Here is a 14814-nt window from a genome sequence, read left to right as displayed (position 1 = left end):
TAGAAATCTTACCTTTACGTTCAATCATTAAAACGTTGTAAAATTGAAATTTTACAGACTTACTCTCGTTGCCTCCTGTCTGCTGACACTGGTAATGCTCCTTTTAGTAGTCGTATTCGATTCACTGAAAGATATCTATTATAAGACCCCTTTGTTCAAAACGGGTCTTTTCATCTGTATTATCCTGATCTTTCTGATAAACTGTGTAGTGCTGGAACTCCTTTTCAATTACTACAGCAGAAAACAGGTAAAAGGTCTTTCCGGATTCCTTCCGCAGGAAATAGTGCAGAATCATGACGAAAATATCACCATCAAAGAATTAGGAGAAAGGTTTTCAGATCTCAATCAGCAGCAGATATCAGAAATTGATATGATGAAAGAGATGGAAAGCTACCGTAAAGAATATATAGGTAATGTGTCTCACGAACTGAAAACGCCCTTGTTTTCTATCCAGGGATATGTAGAAACCTTAAGAGACGGTGGAGTAGACAATCTTACTATCCGGGATAAATACCTGGAAAGAATTGATAAATCTGTCGAGAGACTTATTGCCATTGTAACAGATCTTGATATGATCAACAGGCTGGAGGCAGGCGAAATCAATCTTACCGTTTCGAAATTTGATGTCAATCTTCTGATCAAAGAGATTTTCGATCTGCTTGATCTTGAAGCTGAAAAAAGAAATACAACATTACAGATCCAGACCCTTCATCCACAAATTTTTGTAGAGGCTGATAAACAGAAAATTTCCCAGGTTTTCATTAATCTTATTTCCAATGCGATTCATTATGCCAACAGACAGGAAGCAAAAGTGATCGTAAAGACCAGTATCCTGAAAAATAAGGTGCTGATAGAAGTGATAGATAACGGGATGGGAATCAAGTCTGAGATTCTTCCAAGGATTTTCGAAAGATTTTATCGTGTAGAAACCAGCAGAAGCAGGAGAGAAGGAGGCTCAGGACTGGGATTAGCCATTGTTAAACATATTCTTGAAGCACATAACGAAAATATTACCGTTGAAAGTGTGTACCTTGAAGGCACAAAGTTTAGTTTTATGCTCGAAAAAAGTAAATAATTCCGGCAAAATGTAAGGAAAAAAAATATTTTAAAAAATCCTGAAATATTTTTTTGTCACATGTCATTTATTATATATTTGCACCAGAGATTTATCATAATTATAAAGGCAAAAAAAGTAATTTAAGAAACTGATATGGTTTACAAAATCCGCGTAATATTAGATGCGAAAGAAGATATTTTCCGTGATATCGAAGTTAAGGGAAAACAAACGTTATGGAACTTACATTTAGGAATTAAAAGTGCATTCAGCCTGCAGGGAGATGAGCTTTCTACTTTTAATCTGTTAGAAGATGACGGAACAATTGTAAAAAGTGTCCCATTGGAAGATATGAGTGATGATGGTGATGGTGAGATTATGTCAGATGTTTACATTGATGAAGCTTTTGAAAGTGTAGGCGACAAGGCACAGTTCCAATACGGGCTTCTTGACCTTTGGGAATTCTTCTGTGAACTTGTAGAAGTAATTGAAGAAACAAAAGGGGTTAATTATCCTATCACAGTATACAGATTCGGAAACGTTCCGTTGAAGGCACCTAGCAAAAACGGAAGTGCCGGAGGATCTAAAAAGAAATCAGCAATGCCTTTGGCAGATGATGAGTTTGGTTTCGATGAAGATTTTGGATCAGGAGGAAACTTTGCTGATGAAGACGACAGCTTTGATGATGAGGAAGAAGACGACTACAATGACGATGTCTTTGATGATGAAGATGACAATGATGACGAAAGATAGTCAACACAATATACTGGCCCTGGATTTTGATCCGGGGCTTTTTTTTGCAAAAGTGCGAGGTTAAAACAGCATCATTTGAGGTTCAGGATATATCGTTTGAGGTTTTAGAAGTCTATTTTGAGGTCTTGAAATGCTCATGTAAGGTCTTAAGGTTCGGCTTACAGGTTCGGGATGCCAAATTTCCGGTTGAGGAACCCCAAAAGAAGGGTTATCAATAGATTCGGATGAGTTTATAACCTCGAAAGTATATTCTGATACCATAAAAGGAGGTTCATATTAAAAGACAGTATAGTGTTTCCCCATAACAGTTGAGTTTTTTGAAAGATTTTAAAATAAAAAAGAAAATCCCCTGATACCATCAAAAAGTCTGTTCATCTGTCCTTAAATTTTGCCTTTTCCCAAAAAACAATCCTTACTTTTGTTAAAAATAGTTTAATGAAAAAATTAATTTTGTTAGCTGTAATTGGTCTGGGAATTGTTTCCTGTACCACTCGAAAAAATACCAGGAAAATGACAGAACTGCCAAAAGATTGGAAACATAATACAAATATCTACGAAGTAAACATAAGACAATATACTCAGGAAGGAACTTTCAAAGCATTTGCAAAAGAAATGCCCCGTCTGAAATCTATGGGAATAAAAACCCTTTGGTTTATGCCCATCACACCAATTGCCCAGCAGAATAAAAAAGGTAGTATGGGGAGCCCGTATGCAGCAGCAGATTATACTTCCATCAATCCTGAATTCGGAACGCTGCAGGATTTTAAAGATATGGTGAATGAGGCACACAGATTGGGATTCAAAGTAATTATAGACTGGGTAGCCAATCATACAGGCTGGGATCATGTATGGACAAAAACACATCCTGAATTTTATCTGAAAGATCCAGATGGAAAATTCCATATCGCTTCCGGAATGGATGATATTATTGAACTTGACTATAAAAACCAGGAGATGCGTCAAGCAATGATTGATGCCATGAAATTCTGGGTACAGGAAACTGATATTGATGGTTTCCGTTGTGACCTTGCTTCATGGGTAGAAGTAGATTTCTGGGTGCAGGCCCGCCCCGAAGTAGAAAAAGTAAAACCTCTTTTCTGGCTGGGAGAATTTGATGAGTTGGAAAGCCCTGAGTATGGGAAAGTTTTTGATGCCAGCTATTCCTGGAAATGGATGCACAAATCTGCCGACTATTACAAAAACAATGAACCTCTTCAGGAATTAAAAGATCTTCTGAAACAATATTCAAATATCGGAGACAATTCAATGAGAGCATGGTTTACTACAAATCACGACGAAAATTCTTGGAACGGAACCGAATATGAAAAATATGGAGTCATCACAAAACCTATGGCAGTATTCTCTGCAACATGGAATGGTGTTCCGTTACTTTATTCAGGACAGGAACTTCCGAATATGAAAAGACTCGAATTCTTCGAAAAAGATGTAATCAAGTGGAGCAATACCTATCAGGCAGCCGACTTCTATAAAACATTATTAGATTTAAAAGTATTCAACCCTGCTTTAAGAGGTGGAGATGCTAACGTCACAACGTACCTTCTGAATACTACAGCAAATGATAAAATTCTTGCTTATGTAAGGAAAAATGGAAAAGATGAAGTATTAGTAGTTTTGAATATGTCAAAAGAACCTGTTAACTTTTCAATTGAAGACGACCATGTATCAGGAACATTCAGGAATATTTTTGATAAAACCAAAAGAGATTTCAATAACGGAAAAGAATTCAGCTTCAAAATTTCTGATTATGCCGTATTTGAAAAATAAATAGCAAAGCCTTTGAAACACCTGCTGAAACTGTAAAATTTTAACGATTAGTCTTTAAAGGTACTTAATTCCCCTCCACCGGAGGGTGTCAAAATCATAGATTTTGACAGGGTGGTTGACCACTCACAATAAAAAATCCCAGTGTTACCATGAACAAACAGGAAATAATCAATATAATTAAAGCAAAAATAACCGACAAAATTCAGTATTTTGAAAACCTTATCGCAGAAACAAGGGCTTCCAATAACGATACGAAAAGCTCTATGGGGGACAAATATGAAACCGGAAGAGAAATGCTTCAGCAGGAAATTAATAATCTGCAGAGACAGCTTAACGAAGTTTTGAATCAGCAGGCTGTATTGCAGAAAATAACTTCCGATCCTTCTGAAAAAGTTCAGAACGGTGCATTGGTGAAAACCAATAAAGGACTGTTCTATATCTCTGCTTCAATGGGTGAACTTGTCTTTGAAAATCAGAAAATCATGACTGTATCTGCAGAATCTCCCCTGGTAAAAGTGATGTATGGTAAAAAAACAGGAGAATCATTTACAGTAAATAGCATTCATCAGACAATTGAAAATATATGGTAATTTTAATATATGTTAGATTGCAGATATACAGTTGTTTAATAGAAAATAGACATCAGACCTATAAAAAGCATTCATAAAAATGAGTGCTTTTTTTGATGGTTTTTACTAAATTTGGAACTTAAAATCTCATTCAAAATGCAAAACTACCTGGACCTTTTACAGCATATTTTAGATAACGGAACGGATAAAACCGATAGAACGGGCACTGGAACAAGAAGTGTTTTCGGATATCAGCTGAGATATGATCTGTCTAAAGGATTTCCTTTGGTAACAACCAAAAAAGTGCATTTGAAATCTATTATTTATGAGTTGCTTTGGTTCCTGAAAGGAGATACCAACATCAAGTACCTTAAAGATAACGGAGTAAGCATCTGGGATGAATGGGCAAATGAAAATGGAGATTTGGGACCGGTTTACGGAGCACAATGGAGAAGCTGGAGTGGTGCAGATGGAAAAGTTGTAGATCAGATCACAGAAGTCATTGACCAGATTAAAAAGAATCCGGATTCCAGAAGACTGATTGTTTCCGCCTGGAACGTTGCAGAAATACCCAATATGGCTTTGGCACCCTGTCATGCCCTGTTCCAGTTTTATGTAGCAGATGGTAAACTTTCCTTACAGCTGTACCAGAGAAGTGCTGATGTTTTCCTTGGAGTACCGTTCAATATTGCAAGCTATGCATTGCTCTTGATGATGGTAGCGCAGGTTTGTGATCTGGAAGTGGGAGATTATGTTCACAGTTTTGGAGATGTTCATATCTACAATAATCATTTTGAACAGGTAAACAGACAACTGGGACGAGAGCCGAGAGCACTACCTACGATGAAACTGAATCCGGAAGTTAAAAATATCTTTGATTTTGATTTTGAAGACTTCAGCCTGGAAAATTATGATCCGCATCCGGGAATTAAAGCTCCTGTGGCCATTTAATATCCTGTAATATCTATCTGATATCTTTTTTGATTAATATATTTCTATTATTTACACATTAGTAGAGAGGATTGCTTTTGTTATATATGACCTGCAAAATAGTCTATGCTGCAAATTATCTTGAGATAAACCCTTAGGCACACTTTCTTTTGGCAATTGTTTCTTAAATTTGAAAGAACAACCCAGACTCATTTAATCCTTTTAAAAAAAAGAGTGATGATTGGGTTACAGATCATAAATTTCAAATGCTTAAAAATAAATCATGAAGTATTTAAAAGTTAATATTGAAGAAAACGCAGATATTGAAGCGCTGAAAAACGCTGTATTTCAATTAAAGGGAGTCGCTTCAGCAGAAATAGTGGATGACGAAAATCCGGAAAGCGAACTGAAAAAAGCTTTTGCAAAAACCAAAGAACAACTTCAAAAAGGGGACTATGAAACCTTAGTCAATGATATTTTCGATATAATCATTAAAAAATAATTCTAAAAATAATAACGTAGACAGATGAGAAAGGCCATTTTATCAATTGCTATACTCGGGATTTTATTTTCCGCAAATGTATCAGCACAAACCGAAACTTCAGGAAGGGAAAAAGTATACAGGGCTACTCCTGCCAAGGTGACGGAACTTAAACACACAAAGCTGAAAGTGAATTTCGATTATCAGAAAGAACAGATGAATGGGGAAGAATGGCTTACTGCCTCGCCTTATTTTTATGCTGCAAATGAACTTACACTTGATGCAAAAGGTATGCTGATTCATGAGGTAGCTCTTGATAATAACGGGAAAAAATCTCCTTTGAAATATGAGTACAAAGATGATGTTCTGAAAATCAATCTTGATAAAACATACCAGAAAAATCAGGAGTATACAGTATACATCAAATACACATCCCGCCCGAATGAGGTAAAACAGCAGGGAAGTATGGCGATCAATGATGCAAAAGGACTTTATTTTATCAATCCTCAGGGAACAGATCCGGATATGCCTACACAAATCTGGACACAGGGTGAAACAGAATCTTCTTCCGCTTGGTTTCCAACTATAGATAAACCCAACCAAAAGACAACACAGGAAATCTATATGACAGTTCCTGATAAATATGTAACCCTTTCCAATGGCCTTCTGAAAGAATCAAAAAAAGAATCCAACGGACTTAGGACAGATCACTGGGTGATGGATAAAAGACACTCCACCTATCTTTTCTTTATGGGGGTAGGAGAATATGCCATTGTAAAAGACAAATGGAAAAATATTCCGGTTGATTATTATATCGAAAAAGAATACGAACCTTACGCTAAGCAGATCTATGGAAATACTCCGGAAATGATCGACTTTTTCTCCAAAAAACTGAACTATGATTATCCATGGGCAAAATATGCTCAGATTTCCGGAAGAGATTATGTAAGTGGAGCAATGGAAAATACCACGGCAACCCTTCATGGAAGTGATATTCTTCAGAAACCGGGCCAGCTTATTGACGAAAATACATGGGAAGATACCATTGCTCACGAATTGTTCCATCACTGGTTTGGAGATCTGGTTACAGCAGAAAGCTGGAGTAATCTTACAGTCAACGAATCCTTCGCCAATTATTCCGAATACCTTTGGAATGAATATAAATATGGAAAAGATCAGGCAGATTATCACCTGATGACCGATGTGAATAACTACCTTCACAACCCGTCCGATTTTAATAAAAATTTGGTTAGGTTCAATTATGAATCCCGTGAAGATGTTTTTGATCTGGTAACGTATCAGAAAGGAGGAGGAATTTTGAATATGCTGAGAAACTACCTCGGAGATGATGCCTTCTTTGCCGGAATGAATGATTACCTGAAAACTAACGAATACCAGAATGCAGAAGCTCATCAGTTGAGGCTATCTTTTGAAAAAGTATCAGGGAAAGACTTAAACTGGTTCTTCAATCAATGGTATTTTGGAAGCGGAAACCCGAAAATTAATTACTCATTTACATTTGAACCTGTAAAAAAACAGGTGGCGGTAACTATTGCTCAAACTCAGGAAAAACCATTTGAATTTCCTCTGGCTATAGATGTATATGACAACGGAAAACCTAAAAGATACAATGTCTGGGTAAATGCAGAGGCAAAAAATACATTTAGCTTTGATGTTTCCAAGACCCCTGACCTGGTTAATATCAATGCAGACGGAGTTTTACTGGCAGATATTACTGAGACCAAAACTCCTGAACAAAACCTGATGCAGTTTACAAACTCTAAAGAGTTTAAAAGCAGATATCTGGCTTTAACCGGAATCAAAGATCAGGCTGGAAAAAGCCCTGCTGCTGTAAAATTATTGGTGGCGGCATTGAAAGACCCTTTCTTCAGAGTAAGAATAAAAGCTTTGAATTTAATAGATCTTACCAATCCTGAACAAATGAAGGCGCTAGGTACTGAAGTCGAAAAACTGGCTTCCAATGATCCTAAAACATTAACGCAGGCGGCGGCTATTACTGCTTTAGGAAAAACAAAAGACAAAAAATACCTTCCATTATTTGAAAAAGGGATAGGTACTGTTTCAAATGCTGTAAAAGGGAGCTCAATGAGTGCACTTCTTTCTATTGATCCGTCAAGAGCAAATAGCCTGGCTGATAAAATTGATATGAAAGGAGCATCAGATGCCCTGCAGGCTCAGTTGCTTCCGATTATTGTAAAGAACAAAATTACTTCTCAGATAGAGAATATTGCCCCTCTTGCTACTTTTTATCCATTCATTAAATTCCAGAATCCGGAATTAGGAAAAGCAGCAGAAGATGGTTTCAACTGGATTATGACTTCCGATAATCTGAAAGCAACGGAAAGCATTACAAAAATAGCAGGGTATGCCAAGAATCAGATGGCAGGCAATCCACAGGCTAAAATGATGATTGTTCAGATGCTGAAAGATGGCTTAAGCAAAAAAATGGAACTGCTGAAACAGAATCCACAAAATGCTGCAAGTATTAATAAGCAGATTGATGTGATCAATAAAGCAATTGAAAACTATAAATAATAAAGAAAGCCGGCAAATCTGCCGGCTTTCTTTTATCATGACTGAATACCAATCTGTCGAAATATAATATAAAGTAGATTGATTTTTAATAATATTATAAAAATCAGCATTTTTTACCACTGTTTTTTGCAGTATCTTTCATAAATTCGTTTAAAATTTAGACAATTATGAGTTTTGGAATTGAAGCAGCGGGCTATTATGTGCCTGGTTTATATTTGGAGATTAAGGATTTAGCAGAAAAAAGAGGAATAGAACCGGCGAAATTGGAAAAAGGCTTGGGTCTTCATAAAATGGGGCTTTCTGATGTTCACGAAGATGCAGCAACCTTTGCCGCAGAAGCATTACTGAAGCTTATACAAGATTATAATATCAATCCTAAGGAAATAGCAAGAGTATATCTGGGAACGGAAAGTGCAGTGGACGCAGCAAAACCTACAGCTTCCTATGCTGTACAAATGGTAGAAAAAGTTTTGGAAGAAGCATTTGGAGAAAGATGTTTCAGAAACTGTGATGTGCTGGATATGACATTTGCCTGTGTAGGTGGAGTAGATGCATTGCATAATGCCCTTGATTTTGTAAGGGTGAATCCTGATAAAAAAGCAGTAGTGATTGCCAGTGACTATGCAAAATATGAATTGGCTTCTTCAGGTGAATATACACAGGGAGGAGGAGCGGTAGCTCTTTTGATTTCTTCACAGCCGGACCTTCTTGAAATTGAAAATAACTGGGGAGTAGCTTCTGAAAGTGTCTTTGATTTTTTCAAACCAAGAAGAACCTATAATAAAGAAGACCTGAATGGTGCTCCGGAAACATATCCTGAAAAAATTGAAATTTTTACGGATGAACCTGTTTTTGACGGACAATATTCTAACCAATGCTATCAGGACAGAATAAAAGAAGCTTACAATCATTATAAAGAAATAACAGGACAGGAAAAACCTTATGAAAACTGGAAATATATTATTTTTCATCTTCCATATGCCTTCCATGGAAAAAGAGTTTTTACTGAAATCTACAGTCTTGAGAATGGTCTTTCCTATGAAACTGCAGAAGAACAGAAAGCTGTTGCAAAATCTGAAGACTATTTAAAATTAATCAATGATAAAATAGAAAAGACGCAGAGAGCTTCTTCCGAAATAGGAAATATGTACACTGCTTCTGTCTTTATGGCATTTCTTTCTGCATTACAAACTTCTTTTAATGAAAATGAAGAACTGTCAGGAGAGGAAATTGGCTTTGTAGGCTATGGAAGTGGTTCAAAATCAAAAGTGTTTGCTGGAAAAGTTTCTGGGAACTGGAAAAAAGTAGTAGAAAAATGGAATTTATTTGAAAGTTTGAACCAAAGAACTGTTGTAAATTTTGAGACTTATGAAAAGCTTCACAGAAAACAATTGAAGGAATCTGTAAACAATCAATATAAAGGCTTTGGCCTTATTTCTATTGAAGCTGAAAATCCGGTTTTGATCGGAGCCAGATATTACAGTTATCAGAAGTAAAATTATCTCGAATGTACAATATCAAGCACCTCATATTTCTGGGGTGCTTTACTTTTTATCAATGTTAAAAACGGTATGAACTTTTGACTTTTTTGCGGCTGAATTATTTTTAAGTTAAATGGCAAAACGGTTAAAAAAATACAGTAAATATTAATATAAATTTTGCAGGCATTAACCGAATTCTGAATATAGTATATTAAAGGTTTTTTAATCTTAATTTCAACGAGACTATCTTAAAACAGGGGTTATCTGCTCGTAAAGGTGTATTTTTTTTATAAAATTTAAGAAAATAAGGCGTTTTTTTCTCCATTTTTCTAAAAATTAGCAATTGATTTATTTTATTTTTTTCGTTAATAATAATATTTTAAGTTTATTTTTTCAATCATTTTCTTTAAATGAATTGAAATTGATTTTAATTTTAAAATTTATTAAAATTCCGTTAATGTTTAAATTGACTTATTTTTTGTTAATTTTTTAAATACAATTAAAATGATTCTACATCATTTTTTTAGTATGGATGTGAATCTGCCCTTTCTGGAAGCCTATTTTCAGAGTTTAATGAATTGATGTTACAGATATTTATTGACATATTTGTCCCTTGAATATATTAAAATCTGTTAATATGAATGTGAAATTAAGCGTTTTGACAGTCGGTGTTCTGTTTTTTACAGGACAGACTGTACTAGCTCAGGAAAAGGACTCTAAGAACAGTAAGGACAAAGAGACAAAACTTGAGGAAGTTGTTGTTTTAGGTTATAGCAAGACTGCTACTAAAGCTAAAACTACCACATCTTCGGTGACAGTTGGTTCTGAAAGCTTAGAAAACAGACCTAATATCTCGGTACTGAACTCAATTCAGGGTACCGCTCCCGGGATAGTAGTGAATTCAGCATCTGGATCTCCAGGTTCTGGAAAATTCAACATTTTAATCAGAGGTGCGAGTTCCCTTAATGGTTCTACAGATCCTTTGTATGTTGTGGATGGAGTAATTACTTCCGGTTCTCAGTTCAGAAACCTGAACTCTTATGATATCGATACGTTCAGTATCCTGAAAGATGCTCAGGCAACTGCGATCTATGGTAACAGAGCTGCGAATGGGGTTGTGGTAATTACAACTAAAGGAGGAAAATTCAACTCTGGACTGAAGGTTTCTTACGATGCATTAACTTCGTTCAGTAAATTACCTACTTCTGATTATAACATGTCAGACGGTAGACAACTTTTACAGCTTCAAAAGAATTTGCAAACTGGTAAAGGTAAAACTTTATCGCAACAAGAAATTGATAATTGGGGTACCAATACAGACTGGAGTAAGCAATTTACCCGTATCGGTATTTCTCAGCAACACAACCTTTCAATTACAGGTGGTGGGGAAAATATTAATAACTTCTTATCTCTAGGATATCTTGATAGCGAAGGAACTGTAAAATCTACAGACTTCAAGAGATTTACAATGAGAAATAACCTTAATGGTAAGTCTAAAGACGGAAAATTATCTTTCGGTGCTATCATGGGGTTAGGATATTCCAGAAGAAATCAGCTGGATGACGAAACGAATACAGGTATTTCAAACAATACACTTCAGAATCCTTTATTCGGAAGTGTTCTTTCATTACCATATGCAGCACCTTCTCCATATGCAAACGGACTGGAGCTGTATAATGCTATTAAAGGAGATGCTACTAATAACAGACACTGGATCCTTCAGGATAATATCAATGGGGGAATCAGAAACAGATTTACAGAATTAAGTATTTCTGCCAATGCTAACGTAAACTATAAAATTACAGATTATTTAAGCGTTGGAAACAGAACAGGTATTGAATACAAGCAATACGAAAGAAATTTTGCAAGATCACCACTAGGATACCTTGCTATCAGTGTTGCTAAAGGAGATGGGTCTACATACGGTGGGTTCGAAGATTTCTCAACAACAAGAGATCTTACTTTCAACAGTATTACGAATATTACATTCAATAAATCTTTTGGAGATCATACGATTAGTGCTGGTGCATATATTGACTATATTAAGGCTCATGTGACGTCAAATACTCAAAGGCAAAATGGTCTGAACCCATTACAGTGGGAATTCGGTGCAGGAACTGGTTATATTCCATTTAACCCGGATACACCCAATATCTACAGACCTTCTAACAGTGCTACAAAAGTAACTGCCGGTACGTTAGCATATTTTGCAACAGCAGACTATGATTACAAAGATAAGTATGGAGTAAGTGGTGTTGTAAGAAGAGATGGTTCTTACCGCTTCCTTCCTACCAACAGATGGGAGACTTTCTGGTCGGTAGCAGCAAGATGGAATATCGACAAAGAAGAATTCATGGCTAATTCAGGATTCAGATTACTTAAGTTAAGAGCTTCGATCGGTACTACAGGTAACCAGAACTTAGGAATTGCTAGTGATAACCAAAACCCATTAGCGCTTCTTCCTAACAACTTCCTTGATCTTTACAACGGTTTCTCAGGATACCAGAATTTATTAGGATATAACTTTGTTAACTTATCAAACCCTTACTTAGAGTGGGAGCAGGTAAAACAAAGCAACATCGGATTGGATTTCAACTATAAAGGATTGGTTGAAGGTAGTGTTGATTACTATCAGAAAAGAACATCAAGAATGTTCAATGACCTTCAAAAATCATCAGTTACGGGTTATTACTCAATCAGAGGGAACGACGGAGTTCTTGATAACAAAGGTATTGAAGGGATGATCAAGTATAACGTAATCAGAAATGAAAATACAAGATTCTCTGTTTTTGTTAACGGTGCATACAACTCTAATAAGATTGTTTCTATGAACAGTGAAAATCTTGCAGGAGATGTAGTGAATGCTGTCGGAGGACCTGCTGGTCAGTATCAGCTATATTCATATGTTGGTGTAAACCGTGACAACGGAAACTTACAGTTCCTTGACAAAAACGGAAACATCACAGAAGCTCCAACATCTGCAGACAGAGTGTTGACTGGAAAATCAAGATATGCTAAGTTTACAGGAGGTTTCGGATTCAATTTACAACACAAAGGTTGGTTCCTTGATACATTATTCTCTTTCCAACAAGGAGGATGGATCTATGACAACTTACAATCATGGATTATGGACCCAAGTGCAGCTGCTACAAGAAACCTTTCGGCTGACTTATTAAACGCTTGGACTCCTGATAACAGAGATACTGATATACCTGCATTAAAAGCAAGTAACCTAAGTCTAGGCTCTTCAGACAGATTCTTACACAGATCAGACTTTATCAGACTTAAGAATATTTCTGTAGGATATAACTTTAGCAAAAGTCAGTTAGGTAAACTGCCGGTAAAAGGAATCAAAGTATTTGTTCAGGCAGAAAACCTTTATACCTGGACAGATTGGAAAGGATTTGATCCGGAGCCGATTACTTCGTATTCACTAAATGTTTACCCTAACCCTAAAACCGTATCTGTAGGTTTAAATGTTGATTTTTAATAGAGAAAAATTATGAAAAGAATTATAAATACGATATTAGTTGTAGCAACCCTATCATCTGCAGCATTTACGCTGAACAGCTGCCAGGATGCACTTGATATAAAGCAGGCAGGAGAATTACAGGAGCAAGACCTGTATACAAGTGTTGCGAACCTTAATGAAGTTTTAAACGGGTCTGTATACGCTCAGTTAGACCCAATTGATGAGATCTATTTCACAGCAGTATTTACAGACGAAGTAAAACCAGGATCTGGTAGTGGAGGACAGGAATATACTCTACACAGACATTTCCTTGATCCGTCTAGCCCTGTTATTACAGGAGGTACAGTAGGTACAGTTGCTAGTGATGGAATCTGGATGAATAACTATAAAGTAATCAACAGAGTTAACAGACTTCTTGAAGGAGCAAAGAGAATTACACCTACTTCCGTTGATGAGAAGAATACATACAATGCTATTCTTGCACAGGCTAGAGCAATCAGAGCGTATTGCTATGTACAGCTAGAAGCTTATTTCTCTAGTGATATGAAGAATCCTAATGCTTTGGGAGTTATTCTTTTGAAGGATGTTCCTTCTACAGAAGCGCAATTGCCAAGAGCGAAAAATCAGGATGTTTATGACTTCATCAATGCTGATTTAGATTATGCAAGAAGTATCTTAGGAAACTCTACAACTCCAAGAAGATATAAGGTAGATAAGAATTTTGTAAACGCCCTTGCTGCTCGTTTTAACCTTTACAGAGGGGAAATGGCGCTAGCTAAGCAAAATGCAGAATTAGTAATCAACGGTTCTGGTCTTTCCCTTACAGTTGCATCACCAATCACAGGTAACAATGCAGCAGTTCCTGTAACTGAAGCTGATGGTTCTGTGTTCCAATCCGGACCTTTCACTGAAGATCCTACTTCTAAGTGGAAAATTGCATTCTATGGAGGAACTGATGAGAGCAATGGAAATGGTATCGCAGGAGGTTCTTTCAATCCATATAGAAGAATGTGGGCGGATACTGAGAATGGAGAAACTATTTTCTCTCTTAACAGACTTCCATTAGGAGCAGGTGCTGCTATTGGAGGAAAATGGAATACAAACCAGTCTAACCTTACCGGAGCGCCAATGTGGTTCTGGGGAAGAAACTTATATAACATATTTAAAAATACTCCAGGAGATATCAGAAAATATGCTTACGTAGATCCTTCATCAAAACCAAATCCAGATTATGCTTCTGCAACAGCTGGAAATACAAGAACTGATGGGTTGGTTATTGACAAATATCCTGGTAAAACAAGTACAGCTACTAGAAATGATGTAAAAGTTTTCAGATTATCAGAAATGTACTTTATTATAGCTGAAGCTGAGGTAGCAGCAGGAAATCTTACAGCCGCTCATGATAAAATTCAGCAAGTAAGGGAAGCAAGAAACTTCCAGGGAGCAGCAACAACGCCTACTTATTCAAGCACACAAGCAGCTTATGCTGATATCTTGAAAGAGCGTAGAGTGGAATTAGCACTTGAAGGGCACCGTTTCATCGACCTTAAGAGACTTGCTGTAGCAGCTAATGTATCTATGGACAGAAACTCTACGGATGATATTATTGATGTGAAAAACCTTCCGAATGGTGATTACAGATATACATTACCTATTCCAATTAGAGAAATCTCTGCTAACCCGAACGTTAAGCAGAATGACAAGTATTAAGATTTAATTTTAATATATTTTTT

The 14814-nt window shown here is 36.4% G+C and carries 10 protein-coding genes; all 10 read left to right on the top strand.

Annotated features, from left to right (window positions below):
* Positions 1 to 43 precede the first annotated feature (43 nt).
* The 10 genes from KIK00_RS09490 to KIK00_RS09445 all read left to right on the top strand — a co-directional run bounded on the left by KIK00_RS09490 (position 44) and on the right by KIK00_RS09445 (position 14791).
* Positions 44 to 1075 carry a cell wall metabolism sensor histidine kinase WalK gene (locus tag KIK00_RS09490; protein WP_255816309.1) on the top strand — a complete coding sequence of 344 codons (1032 nt, stop codon included), beginning with the start codon at positions 44 to 46 and terminating at the stop codon, positions 1073 to 1075.
* 135 nt (positions 1076 to 1210) lie between these two features.
* Entirely contained in the window at positions 1211 to 1807 is a 597-nt protein-coding gene (locus KIK00_RS09485; RefSeq protein ID WP_255816308.1) for a plasmid pRiA4b ORF-3 family protein, read from the top strand.
* 435 nt (positions 1808 to 2242) lie between these two features.
* A complete protein-coding gene (locus tag KIK00_RS09480) occupies positions 2243 to 3592 on the top strand; it encodes an alpha-amylase family glycosyl hydrolase (protein ID WP_255816307.1) in 1350 nt (449 codons plus the stop codon).
* A gap of 149 nt (positions 3593 to 3741) precedes the next feature.
* Positions 3742 to 4182, top strand: a complete 441-nt coding sequence (locus KIK00_RS09475; RefSeq protein ID WP_255816306.1) for a hypothetical protein — start codon at positions 3742 to 3744, stop codon at positions 4180 to 4182.
* Between the two features lie 135 nt (positions 4183 to 4317).
* Positions 4318 to 5112, top strand: coding sequence for a thymidylate synthase (locus tag KIK00_RS09470; protein ID WP_047378610.1), 795 nt, complete (start codon positions 4318 to 4320; stop codon positions 5110 to 5112).
* Positions 5113 to 5374: 262 nt separating this feature from the next.
* Positions 5375 to 5593 carry a hypothetical protein gene (locus tag KIK00_RS09465; protein WP_255816305.1) on the top strand — a complete coding sequence of 73 codons (219 nt, stop codon included), beginning with the start codon at positions 5375 to 5377 and terminating at the stop codon, positions 5591 to 5593.
* Positions 5594 to 5617: 24 nt separating this feature from the next.
* Positions 5618 to 8128 (top strand): M1 family metallopeptidase, encoded by a 2511-nt coding sequence (locus tag KIK00_RS09460; protein ID WP_255816304.1) that lies wholly within the window; start codon positions 5618 to 5620, stop codon positions 8126 to 8128.
* 167 nt (positions 8129 to 8295) lie between these two features.
* Positions 8296 to 9624 (top strand): hydroxymethylglutaryl-CoA synthase family protein, encoded by a 1329-nt coding sequence (locus tag KIK00_RS09455; protein WP_255816303.1) that lies wholly within the window; start codon positions 8296 to 8298, stop codon positions 9622 to 9624.
* Positions 9625 to 10246: 622 nt separating this feature from the next.
* Positions 10247 to 13099 carry a SusC/RagA family TonB-linked outer membrane protein gene (locus tag KIK00_RS09450; protein ID WP_255816302.1) on the top strand — a complete coding sequence of 951 codons (2853 nt, stop codon included), beginning with the start codon at positions 10247 to 10249 and terminating at the stop codon, positions 13097 to 13099.
* A 12-nt stretch (positions 13100 to 13111) separates the two neighbouring features.
* Positions 13112 to 14791 (top strand): RagB/SusD family nutrient uptake outer membrane protein, encoded by a 1680-nt coding sequence (locus KIK00_RS09445; protein ID WP_255816301.1) that lies wholly within the window; start codon positions 13112 to 13114, stop codon positions 14789 to 14791.
* Positions 14792 to 14814: the final 23 nt, after the last annotated feature.

Source organism: Chryseobacterium sp. MA9, assembly GCF_024399315.1.
Classification (GTDB): domain Bacteria; phylum Bacteroidota; class Bacteroidia; order Flavobacteriales; family Weeksellaceae; genus Chryseobacterium.
Note: the sequence above shows the minus strand (reverse complement) of the source record. Positions and strands in the feature narration are given on the sequence as shown.